We start from the raw sequence: 16,584 nt of genomic DNA on the forward strand, positions 1-16,584 counted from the left end.
TCAAGAATTCAATGTGTTAGGATCAATGTTCTTTTTATCCTCTACTTTCTTAAAGCCAGTTCGGATCATGTGACCCCATCCTCCTTTGCCTTTGATAAAGTCCCAGTGCCCTTTGAGGCCCCAAAGTACAATCTTTGGATGAATCAGTATTGGCTCCAGGAATGCAGTCACAATAAGCTTATTAAGGTCCTTTTTATCCTTGTAATTATTGTAAGAAACCTGCTCATAAAGTATACTAAAGGAGGATACGAGTATGGACAATAAATACAAAACGATGAATAGAGCGATAAAATAGAAGGCCGAGAAATCTCCGATTACAATTAGTGTTACAGTGTAGAGTAAGCCCATCAGTTCTAATACTGGAGCCATTTTTTCAAATACACTCCAATATGGATAAGAAACCATCCCCATCACCCCATAATTCGGATTGAAGGCAGTCACTTTATGAAGTTGAAGTGTTTCTATAGTACCGCGGATCCAGCGATTTCTTTGTCTAGATAATATCTCTTCACTCTCTGGTACTTCGGTCCAGCACAGCGGATCAGGCACAAAGCTGACTTTATAAGGAATATTTCGCTCATCCATATACCGTCGCATACGTACTACCAACTCCATGTCCTCTCCTACGGTTTTCGGAAAATACCCTCCTACTTCCACTACTAGGTCACGCTTGAAAAAGCCGAATGCACCTGAAATAAGCATTAAACCATTTACTCTAGTCCATGCCATTCTTCCCATCAAGAATGCTCTACAATATTCTATAACCTGAAATTTACCTAAAAGTGTGGTCGGTACTCTGTAATTAGTCACCGTACCATCCTGCACATCGCAATTGTTAGCAATTCCGATTACTCCACCTACAGCAATTACTTTTCGGTTGGTCTCCTCCATAAATGGCCTTACCATACGAGTAATAGACTCATGTGAAAGAATACAATCTACATCTATACAGGCTAATATTTCCTTTGAAGACACATTGATACCTGTATTCAGAGCATCTGCCTTGCCTCCGTTTTCCTTGTCAATCACAAGCAATCGATTATACGAGCGATTTTTTGACTTGTAGATGCCTCTCACTGGTTTTGCTTCTATTTCCTCGTGGTAAGCAAAGTCAGTTAATTGCAATTCGAAAGCATTGATCAGTTTGGTCAGCGTATCATCTTTGGAACCATCGTTAATCACAATCACTTCAAATTTCCCATAATGAAGGGAAAGCAAGCTTTTGACGTTTTGAACGATAGATTCACCTTCATTATAAGCTGGTGCCAAAATAGAAACCCCTGGAGCTAAGGGAGAAGTAATGATATCCTGGTAGTCTGCAAATCTATTTTTTCTTCTATGATCACGCATTTCCATTGCGCTCAGTATCATAATCAGCATATAGAGCACGATCACAGAAAAGCTTAGGAAAAGAAAAATGAATCCTAGAATCTCTAAAATAAGATAGAATAAGAAACTATACATCTTGTAGTAAGGAGTCTGATAGGTGCATATTGATTCTCTTTACTTCTTTATCATCATTTTCACTCACGAATTGATTATAAACTGTTTCGTCGAGATCCTGAAGGCTTGTGAGCAAGACCATTTTCAATCTAAATTCTGGCTCTTTAGTTAATAATTCACATATAATCTTGGTAGAAGTAGCGTCGCCTATTGCTCCTGCTGCCTTGGCTGCAATGGATACTAAGGCGATGTTTTCAGATTTCAAACTACCATTAATCAACTCTGTATGAGCAGGCACACCCAGATATTCAAAAGTTTTGATAATCTCAATTTTCTCATCTTCGGATACAGCACTGGATTTCTCTTCCAATATGGCCAATAGGTCTACACGACCAATCACCCGGACTAGCTTATAACCAAACAGTCTAATACTTTGATTTTTAGAATCAAAAAGTGTTTCTATATGAAGGTCACGTGTGGTATGTAGAAACTTGATGATCCTCAGATAATTCATCTGCTGCCAACGGGAAAGCGGAAAAGTCTGATCACGAAGAAAGGATAGATCTACGCTGTCCGAAAGTGTAAGAATTGTAGCTACAGCTTGAGAACGCACATAAAAATTAGGGGAATTGATATGCTGCTTCACTGCGTATATAGCTTCCGTCAAATCCATTTCATTGATTTCTACCAACCCAGTGACTATAGTATCCCATTTGGAGGTTTTAAGCTTTTTGATGGAAAACTTGTCAAGATCCAACCTCTTATACAGAGCTTTAAGCTTAAGCTTAAAATCACCTTTCATCGTTTTATTCAACGCAAGTACTCTCTCAACTAGCACTTGAACATAGAAAGGTTTTTTGAGTTGCTTGGCAGGGAAATAGCCGTTTAGCTCCTCATCACTTAGGGATTCTAATTCTTCTAGCGTTTTTTCAAACAGTATTTCAGAAAGTGGTGCTACAATTTGCTCATCGTATAATACCAGTAATTTTTCCTTCTGATTTCTTCGAGCTTTAAATATCAACATAAAGAGAATCATGCTGAATGCGAAAACGAAGAATAATATGATGACTAGGCTAACTGCAAAAATTTTAACCTCACTAAAGTAGGTATACGTGCCTTTAAGAAAAGGGGAATACTTATTTCTAGACGCAAGGGAAATTAAATCCTTACCATTCGCATTTCCAGGTACTGTAGGTTCTATATCGCCATTCCTCAGGAGATTTGAAACATATTCCTGTGTTGCTTCGAATGTGTTTGGATCACTGTAAATCAAATACTGTATATGCAAATCCCTTGAGTAGGTATTGTTTATACTATCCTTCAGCGTAAGTGCGCTAGCAAAATCACCAACAAAGCCAGCTTTCACTAAGCTATTAAACACACTGTCTGAGCTTACCTCATTGGAGTAATCAACTAATCGGAATTGTAATCCGGGGATTTTACCTTGAACCTTTAAAAAATCTGCAAATGAAATAGAATCAGGGAAGACTTGTTCTTCTTGACCCAAAACTATACCAGTTTTGATCATCAAAAACAGCAAGGACACAAGTGCAACTGCGTTTTTAACTCTCATGAATTACGAACTAAGAATACGTTTTACACGAATTGCCAATTCATTAGGATTGAAGGGCTTAGGAATGAAATCGGAGACACCTAAGTTAAAGGCTTCCAACACAATTTTTTCCTCTTCTCCCAATGAACTCAAGACTATAATAGGAACTTCAGGTTTTGTCTTTCTAGCATGATGAATAATTTCAATTCCATTTTTAAATGGAATCATTACATCAGTGATTATTAGATCAAGCGTTTCTGTATCGATAGCTATTATACCTGCATTCCCATCTTTTACCAACACCGTATCATATCCATCCTTCTTGAGACGGAATTGTACTAGGCTTGAGATAAGCAAATCATCTTCGATGATTAGAATTTTTTTCATTTTTCGTCGGGTGACACTTGGGTCAAAGATAGTATCTCTTACCTAATTCCATAGCCTTAATACCAGTCAAATAAAATCATATTAAAAAGATACTTTTTTGTACTGGAAAAACAGTATTTCAAATTGAAGATCTTGCCATTGATCAAATAATGAGCCGCAAAAAAAAAATCTAAATGGATAAGGAAAACCCTTTTATTAGCTTGCTGATCAAAATATAAACCATAAATGATTGGAGATTGAAGATTTGAAATGTTCGTAAAGGACATTATAAAGGATCAAATCCTCCTCTCAATTAAAACCATTTCCACCTTATGAAAAAAAATCTACTGCATGCAGGTGTTTTTTGCTTGTTGGTTGCAGGATGGCTTTCTTCCACCGTGGCTTTTGCTCAAAGCGACCCATCGGGAAAGAAACGAATCTCTGATACCTATGCAATCACAAATGCAACTGTTTTCACAGCTCCTGGCCAAGCCGGGATCAAAGCTACCGTCCTTATTAAGGATGGCTTAATCCAAGGGGTAGGAACTAATCTTTCTCTTCCGAAAGAAGCCAAGTTAATTGCCGGGGATTCCTTATATATCTATCCAGGCTTTATTGATGGAGCAAGTGATGTAGGAATTACCAAGCCAAAGGATCCTGAAAAACCAGACAACTTTGTTTCTTCAAATCCTTCTGACGAAATCGCAGGAATAACTCCATGGAGATCTGCTGTGGATCAATACTCAAGTAAGGACAGCAAAGTTGAAGATCTAAGAAAAGTTGGATTTACAATTGTTCAGATTATGCCTGATGGTGGTATGATTGCAGGAAAAGCTGCTATTGTACTTTTAGGCTCTGACAACTCCACCAATTTATTGGTAGAGAACTCTGGCTTAGTGGCAAGTTTCAGAGGATCTAGAGGAATGTATCCAGGCACTGCAGTTGGTGTGATGGCAAAATTCAGAGAGGTATATGACAATACTAAGCTGACTACCCAAAGATCACAGAAATACACCACCGTGGCTGGACTAAAGCGTCCAGAGATCACTCCTACTTATTCTGCAATGGAAGATGTGGTAGCAGGTAAGATCCCTGTATTGTTTTCAGCTTCATCAGAATTGGAAATCAGAAGAGCCATTAGCCTTCAGAAGGACAAGGGGTTCAAACTTATTTTGACTGGACTTGAAGAATACGAGGAAGTTCTAGACGTGATCAAAGCATCAGGAGCTGGAGTATTGGTCAAATTGGAAATCCCAGATGATAAGGCCATCAAAGCGCAAAAGGACGATGCCAAAGACGAAGTAAAGGAGCTGAATGCTAGAGTGAAGGAATCTTATGACAAGGCACTTGCTCAGGCAGGTAAATTGGAAGCAGCTGGAATCCCATTCGCATTCACTACAGCGGGAGTGAAATCAGGAGACATCATGAAAGCTATGAGAACAATGATAGCAAATGGTCTTTCTGAAAAAGCTGCCTTGGCAGCTTTGACAACAAATGCGGCAACCATTTTAGAAATCAATAAAATTGCCGGTTCTATTGAGAAAGGTAAAATAGCAAACTTGATTATGAGTACAGATTCTCTTTTCGCAGAAGATTCTCAGATCAAGCACGTAATGGTAGATGGTTTCATCTTCGATTATGAAACAAAAGCGAAGAAGAAAGCTTCCAAAGAAGGTGAAGGAAAAGGTGCTGTGAAAATTGATGGAAACTGGGATTACACCTCAGAAAGTCCTGCAGGTTCAGGTTCTGGAGTACTATCTATTCAAAAAGATGGCTCAAACTATACAGGAACTATCACTTACGATGACCCATCTGGCTCGGGTAAGGCAACAGCTCCTATCAGTAATGTAGTTTTGGACGGAAGCGCCCTATCCTTTTCATTCGAAGTGAATGCAAATGGAATGGCAATCACTGTAGACGTAGCTGGTCAAGTAGATGCTGGTAGCTTCGAAGGCACCATGACCGTAGGCGAATTTGGATCATTTCCTTTCGAAGGCACTCTCAATCCAACTCTAATCGCTAACAAGTAAAGTCATGAAAAAAGTAAATTATTTTCTTGCCGCTCTGTTGGGTCTGAGTATTCAGTTTGCCTCAGCCCAAGTGAAAAAAGGCAGTGTATTGATAAAGAACGCAACCGTTCTTACAGTTACAAATGGAACTCTTGAGAATTCAGATGTTCTTGTTCAAGATGGTATCATCAAAAAGGTCGGTCAAAATCTAAGTGCTCCATCTGGTGTACAGACTATAGATGCTACTGGTAAGTATGTAATGCCAGGAATCATAGATGCTCACTCACACTTAGGTCTGGATGTAGTCAATGAGGCTTCCTCTCCTATCGTCGCTGAAGTGCGAATGAAGGATGTGGTAAATCCTTATTCCATTGGTATCTATAGAGCCCTAGCTGGTGGTGTGACTATCTCACATGCTATGCACGGATCAGCCAATGTGATTGGCGGACAAAATGCAACGCTTAAACACAGATATGGCTCAACTGATCCTGCAGAAATTATTATGCAAGATGCTCCTCGTACGATCAAATTCGCTTTGGGTGAAAATCCTACGAGAGTACACGGAAGAGGAAATGGCATTCAGCCACGTACCAGAATGGGTGTAGAAGCTGTTCTTAGAAATGGTTTCAATGAAGCTATTCAATACAAGAAAGCATGGGGTGAATACACTACCGCTTCTTCTCAGAAAAACAGCACTGCCCTTCCTCCTGTTCATAATGAGAGACTTCAGGTTCTTTCGGACATTATAGATGGAAAGATCATCATTCACTGTCACTCGTACCGTGCAGATGAGATCTACATGCTAATCAACGTTGCCAGAGACTTTGGTATCACCAAACTAGTATTCCAGCACACCAACGAAGGTTTCAAAGTGGCTCCGGAAATTGCGGAATACACCATGGGAGCTTCCGTATTTGCTGATTGGTGGGCTTACAAAATGGAGGTTTACTATTCCACTGCTTACAATGCTGCTATCCTAACTGCCAATGGCGCTATCACTTCTATCAACTCTGATGATGCTGAGTTGATCCGTCACCTGTACCATGAAGCTGCAAAAACTCAGCGCTATGGTGGAATGACTGACGATCAGGCTTTGTCTATGATTACTATTAATCCAGCCAAGCAATTGGGAATCGCGGATAAAGTGGGTTCTATTGAAGAAGGTAAACAAGCTGATTTGGTGATTTTCGAAGGTCATCCCCTTTCATCTTATACTGTACCGCAAATGACTTTTGTAGACGGTGTGAAATATTTCGACATCAAGGAAGATGCAAATGATCAGCGATTGAGAGTGAGTGCTACAGAGATGGTAGAGCCTATCATGATCTTTGAAGGTCACGATAGCAGATGTATGCAGGACACTGAGAGTCTATTCGAGACTACAGAGGCACTATTCAATTTAAATCATTAATCACCCGTAATTAAAGAAGACATGAAAAGACTTAATAAAACCTTTTTCGCCTTCCTCCTTGCCTTATTGCCTATGATGGCTATGGCACAGATTGACGGGGAAGTAATCAAACCAAGAGCGGGTAAATTTCTACTTAAGAATGCTACTGTTGTTACCATTACTAAAGGAGTTCTAACGAACACCTCTGTATTGGTAGAAGATGGAAAAATCAAGGAAGTTGGCGCAAATATCTCTGCCGATGGAGCTGAAGTAATAGACTGTACTGGCAAATTCATCTACCCAGGAATGATTGACGGGGGCACTAAACTAGGCCTTGTGGAAATCAACTCTGTACAGGAAACAGTTGATTATGCTGAAATAGGAAATTTCTCTCCTAATATGCAGGCATTGACTGCAGTAAATCCTAATTCAGTTGCAATTCCAGTGACTAGAGTTTCTGGAGTAACTACTGTTCTTACTGTTCCTACAGGCGGATTATTCCCTGGCACTGCCGCTTTGATCAATCTTAATGGCTATACGCCAGATCAGATGTATGCAGGTTTCAAAGCTATCGCGATGAGTTTCCCAAGTTCTGGTCGTCGTGGCAGATTTGATCGTAGATCTGATGATGACATCAAAAAAGCTAACGATAAAGCACTTAAGGAGGCAGACGATCTTTGGGACAACGCTAAGAGCTATGCAACCATGACTGCTAATGGCGCTAAATTGGACTACTATCCTGAGATGGCCCAGCTTGCAAAAGCAACTACGGGTGAACTTCCTCTTTTGATCGAAGTAAATGCTGCATCAGATATCCAGGCTGCTATCAAATGGGTAGAAGGTAAAGATGCTAAGGTGATTTTTACAGGAGTAGCTGAAGGCTGGAGAGTAGCAGATGAAATCGCTAAGTCTGGCATTCCTGTGGTTACTGGCCCTATTCAAGCACTTCCAACCCGTGATTCAGATCGTTACGACACTCCTTATGCTAATGCAGGTAAAATGGCTAAGGCTGGTGTGAAAGTAGCCATCAAAACTGACGGACAAGAGAACGTAAGAAACCTTCCATTCTTTGCAGCATTCGCTGCAGCCTACGGTATGGGTAAAGAAGAAGCTTGGAAAGCTGTTACAATCAATGCTGCTGAAATTTTCGGCGTAGCTGATAAATACGGATCTGTGGAAGCTGGTAAAGTAGCCAACTTGATCATTGCTGATGGTGATCCTTTCGAAACAAGGACTAATATCATGCATGTGTTTATTGATGGGTATAGAATGCCACTTTCTAACCGTCAAATCAGACTATACCAAGAGTTCCTTGATCGTTCTCCTGGATTGAGAATGAATTAATCTTCTGATTTAAGTCAATTAAAACCACAAGAAGAGTTCAAATATTGGGCTTTGCTTGTGGTTTTTCTTTTATTTTGCCTCTGTTATGCAAAGAATATATATCCCAATTTTAGTATCCCTAGTTACTGTCCTATTTTCCTGCGAAAGCAAGAATCATAATGAGGAAGTAAGTACGCTCATCGAAGCAAAAAGAACTGAAGTCGCCCCTGACAAACGTGTAGCGCTTTGGGACTTGAGATTTGAAAATGACTCTCTGAAGGGAGAAACAAATCAACCTGTGGCTTTGAAGGAATTAATCGACGAGCTCAATGCCCAACAAATCAACTTTACCGATGCGGTGCTCCGCCTACCAGATGCAGAACTGGGAGATAAAACCAAAGCCTTGGTTACTATCTCAGTTGCCAATATCCGTAGTCAGCCGAAGCATTCTGCTGAATTAGCGACACAAGCACTAATGGGCACTCCCCTAACAGTTCTGAAAGAGGACGATGGTTGGTTTCTAGTTCAAACCCCAGATGGGTATTTGTCTTGGGTAGATAGAGCAGGCATACATTTGATGACTGAGGCAGAGTTGGAGCACTGGTTCCGCGAACCAAAGGTTGTGATTACAGCACTCACTGGCTATGTCTGGAAAAGCACTGATAAATCTGAAATGGTTTCTGACCTAGTTGCCGGAGATATTTTGACAATTGCGGAAGAAAGCAAAGATCAGCTGAAAGTGAACCTCCCTGATGGTCGTCAAGGTTGGATCTCTTCCTCGGAGGCCCAAGAATGGGAAAGCTGGATTGCATCCAGAAATACTACGCCGGAAGCTTTGATCACCACCGCTAAGCAAATGATGGGAACTCCTTATCTATGGGGAGGCACATCCATCAAAGGAGTAGACTGTAGTGGCTTTACCAAAACCATCTTTTACCTCAACGGACAGATTATCCCCCGTGATGCTTCCCAGCAGATAAACGAAGGTGATCTAGTCGATGAAGATAAAAACTGGGAGAAACTGCAAGTAGGTGACCTACTATTCTTTGGAGTAAAAGGATCTGATGAGAAAAAAGAACGAGTAGTTCACGTGGGTATGTGGATAGGAAATGGGGAATTCATCCATTCCAGAGGCTTGGTTAGAATTTCCAGCTTTGACCCAGAAAATCCAAATTATGATGAGTATGAATTAGGTAGATATTTAAGAACAAAGAGAATTGTCAATGTTCCTTCCGAGCATATTTTATCAGTTTCAGAGCTTTTAACTAATAACTAACTATGTCCATAAACAAAACATTTTTCGGGATTGCAATCGCATTTAGTATTGGCATTTCCACACAAGCACAGCAAGTCAATGGCTTTTATCCAAAGGATAAGGCAAAAGAAGAATCCATAGAGAGGGATTACTTGAAAGCTGTGAATTATGATCAGTTTAAAGTTCACCTGAAAGAACTAACGAAAGCTCCACACATCGCAGGAACACCAGAGAATGAAGCTGTAGCAGCTTACATGACCCAGGTGATGAAGGATGCTGGGATGGATGTGACTTCCTACCCTTACGATGTGTACTTGCCAAATAAACCAGGCGAGTCACTTTTGGAGATTATCACTCCGGATAAAATGACATTGTCGCAACAAGAAGGCCCTATAGATGGTGATCCTTTTTCTACAGACAGCAGACTTCATAAAGGCTTCAATGCCTATTCAGGTTCTGGTGATGTCACTGCTGAAGTCGTTTATGCCAATTATGGCGTGAAGGCAGATTTCGAGAAACTCGCTGAAATGGGAGTTGATCTAAAAGGTAAAGTAGTCATCGCACGATATGGAGGAAACTTCCGTGGGTACAAAGCACAGTTCGCCGAGCAATATGGCGCAGCTGCCTTGATCATCTATACAGATCCGAAGGATTCTGGCTTTGGTAAAGGTGATGTCTACCCAGACGGCCCATTTTACAACGAAACAACCATACAACGTGGTTCTTTATTGACATTGGATTACACTGGTGATCCTTTGACGCCCTTCGAACCTGCTCTTCCTCTAGATGGAGACAAAAAGGTGAAGCGCTTGGATCCAAAAGACGTGGCATTCCACACTATTCCAGTTTCCCCGATTGGATATGGCGCAGCCAAAGAGATTTTAAGCAGAATGAAAGGTTCTTCTGTACCTGAAGGATGGCAAGGTGGGTTACCTTTTGAGTATAGAATCACTGGCGGAGCTAATCTGAAAGTTCGGGTAAAAGTAGAACAGCCAGTAGATTTCATCAGAGCAAATAATGTGGTGGGCAAGTTCGTAGGAAGCGAATACCCTGACGAATGGATCATCCTAGGAAGTCATTACGATGCATGGAGCTTCGGTGCTACAGATCCAAACTCTGGTACAGCGATGATGCTGACTTTGGCGGAAGCCATGGGAGAATTAATCAAAAATGGTGAGCGTCCAAAAAGATCTATCCTGATCGGGCACTGGGATGCTGAAGAGCAAGGTGTCATCGGTTCTACGGAATGGGTGGAGCAATTCAAAGACGAATTGGGAGCAAACGCTGTGATTTATATGAATTTTGACGGCGCTGTATCAGGTAGAAATTTTGGTGTATCAGCAGCTCCTACTTTGAAAAACTTGATCATCGAAGCTTCTAAAGAAGTGGCTTATCCAGATTCTGCCAAGACAGTGTATCAGGTTTGGGCTGGAAAAAATGAAGAACCTAGAATCGGAAACCTCGGTGGTGGTTCAGATCATATTGCATTCTATATGTATGCTGGAGTACCAAGTATGAGCGGTGGAGCAGGTGGAACTTCTGCCTACCACTCCAACTATGACAACTTCCACTACTACAGCAAGTTCGTAGATCCAACCTTCAAAATGGGTGGAACAGTAGCTTCTGTGATTGGTGTGTTGACGCTGAGATTGGCGAATGCTACGATCATCCCTTACGATGTACCTAGATATGCACAGGATTTGAGACTACATTTCGACAACGCTGTAACTTCGGTGAAAGAAATGGATGCTTCATTCAGCACCTTCGATAAAGTCGATACTGCTATAGAAAAGTTAAAAGCTAGCTCAGCAGCTTACGAAGCTGCCATGAATACTGCCTTGTCTTCGGGTGAGTTTTCTGACAAAGAAATCCATGCGTTGAATAAGCAATTGATTTCTCTGGAGAAAAGCTGGATCGATCCAAAGGGCATGTATTTCGGTAGCTGGTATAGATCTCTTTACGTAAGTACGGATCCATTCTCTGGCTATGCTTCATGGATATTGCCAGGCATCAAATACGAGGTAGAGACCAAATCATCAGATCGTCTGGAAGAATGGGATACCCGCTATGCGAAAGCAATTCTGGACTTGAGCAAGAAAGTAGATAAGATGACGAAGAGTCTGAAATGAGACGCTAGATTTTAGACGCAAGACATAAGAAAAAGGGCTCAGATTAATTTCTAAGCCCTTTTTTTATTGATTTTGGAGATTGGTAATAGTTGGTCTATAAGTAGCTGTCAACTGGCCTCGACCTTGTTCGGCCCCCGTTTTTTAATCGTGTAATGTGGGTAGACTTTAATTCGGTCCCCGAGCAAAGTCGAGGGGAACTGGTATCAGAATAATTTTAGATTTTCTAGTTCATGAATGCCCAAAATACCTTTGAAGTCTTTATTTTAGTCTAAGCATTCTTTGATGTGACTTTTTTTTAATAATTGGGTTTGATTTTAATGACAAACAACAATCTGATCAAAGCAAATTTCGAAGATTGGGTATTGACTATCCAAGGGGTACAGGTAATGATTGATCGGGATATTGCAGCCGCATATAATGTAGAAACCAAAGCACTCAATCAAGCAGTAAAAAGAAATCTGGAGCGTTTTCCTAAAGAGTTCCGATTTCAGCTTACTGAAGAGGAGAAATCTAAACTGGTCACAAATTGTGACCGGTTAAACAATCTAAAGCACTCAACCTCGCTACCTTTTGTTTTCACTGAGCAAGGTGTAGCCATGCTTTCAGCTGTACTGAGAAGCCAGACAGCCGTTCAGGTAAGTATACAGTTGATGAATGCCTTTGTGGAAATGCGGAAGGTCATTACAAGTAATGGCGGAATCCTACAACGAATGGATCTGCTGGAACTAAAACAGATCGATAACCCAAGCCAAACAGCTCAATTAATGCTGCCAGGATTGATGATTAAAGAAAGTCACTAAGTCAAACTAATTCATATTGTCAATCTACCTTGTATTTGCTATATTCCATAGTTGTTTTTAACTATCAAATGTATCAATCATGGAAAGTATTTACATAGGTTCGCTTTTTATAGTATTAGGAATTCTGATCAAATTTTTCCCTGGACTCTTAGCAGGTTATAATAATTTATCCAATAGAGAAAAAGAAAATGCTGAAACCAACGGGCTGCCCACGTTTTCTGCTATTGTATTTGGAGCAATGGGACTGATATCTATTTCAGGATACTTTATTGGGATTTGGTTAGATAGGCCATCGCTAAGTAATCTCTGGGTTCTGGTGACTATACTTGGAATGATAGTTTTGATTGTTTTTGGAAATATGCTTGTGAATAGAAGAACAAGGTGAATGTCGTCAATTAGCAAGCATATTTGATTAAATAATGGGCTTAGATTAAATTCTAAGCCCATTATTTATTGATTTTGGAGATTGATAATAGTTGGTCTGTTAGTAGCAGTCAACAGGTCTCGACCTTGCTCTGCCCCCATTTTTTAGTCATGTAATGTGTGTAGAGAAAGATATTCATTAGAAAATATATGTATACCCACTTTTCTGCCAGTAAAGCGATTAAAGCATTCCAGAATTTGGTAAACATTAGCATTTAGGCCACTTCGGTCAGCGGTCTTCCGTCCTATAAAGCCAAGAAACTATGGCTACTGGCAACATTGCGGATAATCAGAAAAAAATAGTAGAATTAACTCCCTATTAATGCCATAGAAAAACTCTATTTCTTACAGTAACATCTTGGATAATTGCTCACTCACATACTCTTTAAGCTCCTCTCCTTCTTCCACTTTGATTTCCCCAGGCAAACCCAGAATAAACCTTCCCAATCCAGGAAGCTGTGGTACTTCTCCATTGAAATAATACTGGTTTCTATTTTTGATGGACATAAATGGACGTGCATTCGGATGCTCCTCCATCATGAGTTGGTAGGCTTTTTTGCTTAGTTTCAATTTTACCACAAAGAGATTTTTCCCTGTGAATCCAAATAATTGAGTCCCCGGTAATTGGTGCTTAGTTTCATATTTCCAAGGCTCTTGACTCAATACCACTTCCCCGATGCGCTCTATTTTGAAAACCTTCATGCTTTTACTGGCAGGTTCGAAGGCGTGTATAGTCTCGTAATTGGATGAAAAAGCTACCGGCTCTACCAAGCGATCACTCGTGGTATCGGAACTCAAGGAATAATAATCCTTCAGCCAAACCTGCACCTTGCCCTGTATACTTTGGCCGATTTCGTCTACCAATCTCCCTAGATTTGCTTTAAAAAGTTGCTCCGTTACCTGCTTTACTTCGGAGCGTACGGCTAGTTTTTTTAGAATAGAATCATGAAGCAGATTGCCTTTGCCCTGACTTTCGATCATGGATCGAAGCCACTGGCTTTCCTCCTGCGAAAAAGTCCCATAATTCAGCGTCTGATCCATTCCGGGACGTTGCTGAATCTTGTATTTGCTGAATTCCTTCACCACCTCAAAGCCAAGTGCCTCCAGAAGTTTGAAGTAGCGATAAATCGTGCGCTCATCCGTCTCCAGAAGTTCGGCAAGTCTATGAACAGGCTTCCCAATAGTACTTTGCAGTAAATTGATCAATTTGAAAACGCGAAGAATTTTTTGCTGCTCTATCTTTCCGGCCTGGCTCATAGTAGATTCTGATTTTAGAAAGCTAAAAGTAAACAATTGAATAAAGGAAAAGGAATAATTGACGTGTATTGTCAGTAAAATTCTATTCAATCTTTTTCACCTGCTGAACAAAATTCCTTCTAATTTTAGCTTAATGAGTAACCAAGTACGCAATCTTAATTCTTCCCATCCTAGAATTTCAGCTCTCAGCGCTGGTATTCTCTTCCTTCTCGCCTACTGGTTCTTTGGCTATGACGGCATTACGTTCAGTGACGACGTCTATTATTTACTTGCTGGACAAAAGTTCTGGGAAGGAACTATGGAAGTGAATGATTACCATTTCTCCAGTCGTTGGGGAGCATATGTCCCCTCAGGATTAATAGGGTATTTGATCGGTTTTGATGCACATAGGATTTCGTTAATATCCCTGCTCAGCTATGTTGCCACGCTCATTCTATTAGTAAAAATCCTACCTAAATCTTTTCCTGCATGGGTAGTAGTTTTGTGGTTTTGTACGCAGGTATATTTTCTTCATTTCCTCACCAAAGTATATCCAGACAGCTTATTGGTTCTATGGACTTGCCTGGTCCCGATTGCTGCTGTTTATAGAAAAAATACACCTATACTCGCTGGAATAGTGTTGGTAGCAGCGCTTTTTGCAGGTTTTCTTACAAAAGAAACCATCATATTGCTGGCTCCTTTCCCAGTGCTTTTATTCTACTTCGATTGGAAAAAGAAAGATATCTCCTACGCATTTTACCTGGCTATTCTAGCTACAGGAATATTACTATCTGCAGCTTATCTAAGTTACTTCTGGATCAAATTCGGGGATCCTCTTCATCGGGTCAGCTCCATCAATGCAGGGCATTACATATCCGAATTTACCTACGCAGACAAAAGTCTTTGGGCCATGGTCAGAAGGCTCACTATACTGCCTATCATTACTTTTGTAGAGCGGTCCTACTGGGCCTGGATAGTCTTTGCGCTTCCGGGAATAGCACAAGGTCTAAAGTCAAGGAAAACACCAGCTTTTGAATTCTCACTGGCTTTTCTTTGCCTATTGATAGGCTTTTGGTTTATGACTTCCACCTTGGATTTCTACAACCCCATTTACCTCAATCCAAGACATCTGATAATCCTGGTTCCTATTCTTTGTTTGCTGATTGCAATTGGCTGGAAGAAATGGCAAACATCCCTTAGAGCTAGATTTTGGATGATGGGATTATTAAGTCTAGGCGCTGCCATTAGCCTGGTACAATTGGATTGGAAAATGGCTGGATTTCAACTTGCACTTTTAGGAGTTGTGTATGCTTACCGCTTCAAATTTCAAGCTATTATTATCGCGGTAATTCTTCTTGCTCCAGCGATTTTAGCCATCCCGTATCAGAAGAATTTGAAGCAGTACACCTCATTGATTCAAACTTTAAGTAATGAATCACAAGCCACTAACAGTCAAACCTTTTTATTAACAAATAACTTTCTGGAATTTAGCGAGCAAGTACTTTTCCCAGAAGATAAATCCACCCAAGAAAAGCTCCATGGATTGGATAGTTTTTTGATTTGGGAGGAAGATAAAACGGATACGGTTACACTCCTTCTCTACACTTATTATCAGCATGCCTACCCACAGGAGCAAGAGGAAATTGATGCTGTCTTGATTAAGTTGAAAGAGCTAGGCTATGGATTAACCTATGAAAAAAATGAGGGTGTTTTTTGGAAACAGATCTATTTGAGAGAGCAGAAATAATTTCAAATTTGAAATCTCTAATTTGAAATTACATTTCTAAAACTGCTTCCTATCCAAAATCTCCTTCAGCACTACAGCATCTTTGATAGACCTAGGATTTTTAAGCATGCGTGCATACCTGCTTCTTCCCGAATTGGATGATTCCACAACCACTTCTTTCAGGGAAGGAATATCTGGAATACCCTTAGAAGTCTGTGTTAGATCGGATTTCACTTTTTCAAAAGCACCTTGATAATGTTGAATCTCGTCATCGTCCCCCTCTTCCCACTTTTTGGTAGGAAATCTCTTTACCGCAGGAGCAGGATCAGCTCTCCATTCTGGACGTGATTCTACTTCACCTGCACGCTCATAAACTACCTCTTTGGGTTGCGCTACAGGAGCAGGTTGCATTCTAGGCTTCTCTGGAGCTACCTTCTTAGGCTTCTGAGCATCACGGATTTCCCGCATGAGATCCTCGAAAGAAACAGACTTTTGCTCAGGAGCATCAGTCATTTCCTCAGACTCTCCACCCTGATTTTTCTTTTTGCCTCTGGTAGCCTGATAGATAAAATAGGCCAAGACTGCGACGATATAAACTATGTTTCCTAAATCCACCCGGGTAAGTTAAATCATTTCGTTAAGTATTACATGTTTTTTAACCGTAGAGTTCGCAGAGTGTGACGCAGTGAGCGCAATTTGATTCTATGTCTACTTGATAATTGAACATTGAATTTGAGAATTGATAATTTGAAAATCCATAAATGTCAGATCATGTGTCACGAACGGAGGCAGTGGATGCATATTCAGTTTTTTTTTTTACGGCTAAGTCGAGAAGGACGCGAAGAACTCCACAAAGGATTAAGGTGTCTTTTATGATTGAGTGAGATACCGATCGTGCCGTTGGCACTCTCATTTACCTGAGACTTCTTGTT

13 protein-coding genes are annotated in these 16,584 nt (G+C 40.6%); 8 read left to right on the forward strand and 5 right to left on the reverse strand.

Annotated features, from left to right (window positions below):
- The 3 genes from BM291_RS07540 to BM291_RS07550 are packed head-to-tail and all read right to left on the reverse strand — an operon-like array spanning nt 1 to nt 3,382.
- Nucleotides 1–1,464 carry a glycosyltransferase family 2 protein gene (locus tag BM291_RS07540; protein ID WP_092895902.1) on the reverse strand — a complete coding sequence of 488 codons (1,464 nt, stop codon included), beginning with the start codon at nt 1,462–1,464 and terminating at the stop codon, nt 1–3.
- Entirely contained in the window at nt 1,457–3,016 is a 1,560-nt protein-coding gene (locus BM291_RS07545; protein WP_092895904.1) for a hypothetical protein, read from the reverse strand. Before BM291_RS07545 ends, BM291_RS07540 begins: the two co-directional genes overlap by 8 nt.
- A 3-nt stretch (nt 3,017–3,019) precedes the next feature.
- Nucleotides 3,020–3,382, reverse strand: coding sequence for a response regulator transcription factor (locus tag BM291_RS07550; protein ID WP_092895906.1), 363 nt, complete (start codon nt 3,380–3,382; stop codon nt 3,020–3,022).
- A 311-nt stretch (nt 3,383–3,693) separates the two neighbouring features.
- Between BM291_RS07550 and BM291_RS07560 the strand changes: the two genes are divergently transcribed.
- The 7 genes from BM291_RS07560 (at nt 3,694) to BM291_RS07590 (ending at nt 12,652) form a co-directional block, all read left to right on the forward strand.
- On the forward strand, nt 3,694–5,391 hold the full coding sequence (locus tag BM291_RS07560; RefSeq protein WP_245786798.1) for an amidohydrolase family protein: 1,698 nt from the start codon (nt 3,694–3,696) through the stop codon (nt 5,389–5,391).
- Between the two features lie 4 nt (nt 5,392–5,395).
- Nucleotides 5,396–6,781, forward strand: a complete 1,386-nt coding sequence (locus tag BM291_RS07565) for an amidohydrolase family protein (RefSeq protein WP_092895910.1) — start codon at nt 5,396–5,398, stop codon at nt 6,779–6,781.
- 21 nt (nt 6,782–6,802) lie between these two features.
- On the forward strand, nt 6,803–8,104 hold the full coding sequence (locus BM291_RS07570; protein WP_092895912.1) for an amidohydrolase family protein: 1,302 nt from the start codon (nt 6,803–6,805) through the stop codon (nt 8,102–8,104).
- A gap of 85 nt (nt 8,105–8,189) precedes the next feature.
- Nucleotides 8,190–9,359 carry a C40 family peptidase gene (locus BM291_RS07575; protein WP_092895914.1) on the forward strand — a complete coding sequence of 390 codons (1,170 nt, stop codon included), beginning with the start codon at nt 8,190–8,192 and terminating at the stop codon, nt 9,357–9,359.
- Nucleotides 9,360–9,361: 2 nt separating this feature from the next.
- A complete protein-coding gene (locus BM291_RS07580) occupies nt 9,362–11,467 on the forward strand; it encodes a M28 family peptidase (protein WP_092895916.1) in 2,106 nt (701 codons plus the stop codon).
- Nucleotides 11,468–11,784: 317 nt separating this feature from the next.
- Nucleotides 11,785–12,267, forward strand: a complete 483-nt coding sequence (locus tag BM291_RS07585) for an ORF6N domain-containing protein (RefSeq protein WP_092895918.1) — start codon at nt 11,785–11,787, stop codon at nt 12,265–12,267.
- Between the two features lie 79 nt (nt 12,268–12,346).
- Complete coding sequence (locus tag BM291_RS07590) at nt 12,347–12,652, forward strand: DUF3784 domain-containing protein (RefSeq protein ID WP_092895920.1); 306 nt, start codon at nt 12,347–12,349, stop codon at nt 12,650–12,652.
- A 383-nt stretch (nt 12,653–13,035) separates the two neighbouring features.
- Here the strand turns inward: BM291_RS07590 and BM291_RS07595 are convergent, their stop codons facing one another.
- Nucleotides 13,036–13,947, reverse strand: a complete 912-nt coding sequence (locus BM291_RS07595) for a helix-turn-helix transcriptional regulator (RefSeq protein ID WP_092895922.1) — start codon at nt 13,945–13,947, stop codon at nt 13,036–13,038.
- A gap of 133 nt (nt 13,948–14,080) precedes the next feature.
- Between BM291_RS07595 and BM291_RS07600 the strand changes: the two genes are divergently transcribed.
- The gene (locus BM291_RS07600; protein WP_092895924.1) at nt 14,081–15,673 is read left to right on the forward strand and encodes a hypothetical protein; all 1,593 of its coding nucleotides are present in this window, start codon (nt 14,081–14,083) and stop codon (nt 15,671–15,673) included.
- Nucleotides 15,674–15,709: 36 nt separating this feature from the next.
- Here the strand turns inward: BM291_RS07600 and BM291_RS07605 are convergent, their stop codons facing one another.
- Nucleotides 15,710–16,267 carry a hypothetical protein gene (locus BM291_RS07605; RefSeq protein WP_092895926.1) on the reverse strand — a complete coding sequence of 186 codons (558 nt, stop codon included), beginning with the start codon at nt 16,265–16,267 and terminating at the stop codon, nt 15,710–15,712.
- Nucleotides 16,268–16,584 lie beyond the last annotated feature (317 nt).

Source organism: Algoriphagus aquimarinus, from assembly GCF_900112005.1.
In the GTDB taxonomy this organism is placed as follows: Bacteria; Bacteroidota; Bacteroidia; order Cytophagales; family Cyclobacteriaceae; genus Algoriphagus; species Algoriphagus aquimarinus.

Excerpts from the sequence above, each read along its gene's own strand:
- BM291_RS07600 (WP_092895924.1), top strand. The coding sequence starts at position 14,081 with ATGAGTAACCAAGTACGCAATCTTAATTCTTCCCATCCTAGAATTTCA.
- BM291_RS07565 (WP_092895910.1), top strand. The coding sequence starts at position 5,396 with ATGAAAAAAGTAAATTATTTTCTTGCCGCTCTGTTGGGTCTGAGTATT.
- BM291_RS07580 (WP_092895916.1), top strand. The coding sequence starts at position 9,362 with ATGTCCATAAACAAAACATTTTTCGGGATTGCAATCGCATTTAGTATT.
- BM291_RS07570 (WP_092895912.1), top strand. The coding sequence starts at position 6,803 with ATGAAAAGACTTAATAAAACCTTTTTCGCCTTCCTCCTTGCCTTATTG.
- BM291_RS07590 (WP_092895920.1), top strand. The coding sequence starts at position 12,347 with ATGGAAAGTATTTACATAGGTTCGCTTTTTATAGTATTAGGAATTCTG.
- BM291_RS07595 (WP_092895922.1), bottom strand. The coding sequence starts at position 13,947 with ATGAGCCAGGCCGGAAAGATAGAGCAGCAAAAAATTCTTCGCGTTTTC.
- BM291_RS07545 (WP_092895904.1), bottom strand. The coding sequence starts at position 3,016 with ATGAGAGTTAAAAACGCAGTTGCACTTGTGTCCTTGCTGTTTTTGATG.
- BM291_RS07550 (WP_092895906.1), bottom strand. The coding sequence starts at position 3,382 with ATGAAAAAAATTCTAATCATCGAAGATGATTTGCTTATCTCAAGCCTA.
- BM291_RS07560 (WP_245786798.1), top strand. The coding sequence starts at position 3,694 with ATGAAAAAAAATCTACTGCATGCAGGTGTTTTTTGCTTGTTGGTTGCA.
- BM291_RS07540 (WP_092895902.1), bottom strand. The coding sequence starts at position 1,464 with ATGTATAGTTTCTTATTCTATCTTATTTTAGAGATTCTAGGATTCATT.
- BM291_RS07585 (WP_092895918.1), top strand. The coding sequence starts at position 11,785 with ATGACAAACAACAATCTGATCAAAGCAAATTTCGAAGATTGGGTATTG.
- BM291_RS07575 (WP_092895914.1), top strand. The coding sequence starts at position 8,190 with ATGCAAAGAATATATATCCCAATTTTAGTATCCCTAGTTACTGTCCTA.